This window comes from Mesorhizobium sp. M7A.F.Ca.US.011.01.1.1, assembly GCF_003998295.1.
GTDB lineage: Bacteria > Pseudomonadota > Alphaproteobacteria > Rhizobiales > Rhizobiaceae > Mesorhizobium.
Genome location: NZ_RZRT01000274.1, coordinates 1 through 410, shown reverse-complemented (window position 1 = coordinate 410; position 410 = coordinate 1). Strand labels below are relative to the sequence as shown.

Sequence of the window (410 nt, the reverse complement as noted above, 5' to 3'; positions counted from 1 at the left end):
CCTGAGTGCGCTTGTTCGGCATCGGCCAAACGCCACCACCGAAGACTTTCTGATCGCCGTATTGATCGACCAGCCCCGGCAGCACGCTATCGATACCATCGCTGTCCAGCAGCGGCACCGCCTGGGTGATCGCGCGGGACTGGGCCTCGACACGGGCCAGGTCCGAAAGAATCCGCGTGCCGATCTGGTCAACCTGGCTGAGCACCACCTGTTCCTGAGTCGCGCGAGCCTTGGGGGTTACGAAGTGCACAATCCCCTGCTCGGTGATGACCGCTATCACCAGTATCAAGGCCACAAATATGACCGTGTAGCGTGCCTGCACTGTTTTAAACATCGTCGACCCCATGCCGTGAAATTTGTTGTTGTTTTGCACAACGCCAAATTAGCTATCGACCGAAAGACGACAAGGA

Annotated in this window: 1 protein-coding gene; it reads right to left on the bottom strand. The window is 57.6% G+C overall.

All coding sequences use genetic code 11. The features are described from left to right. A partial coding sequence (locus EOA13_RS37700) for a hypothetical protein (RefSeq protein ID WP_206535394.1) occupies positions 1–334 on the bottom strand: 334 nt, incomplete at its 3' end. Positions 335–410: the final 76 nt, after the last annotated feature.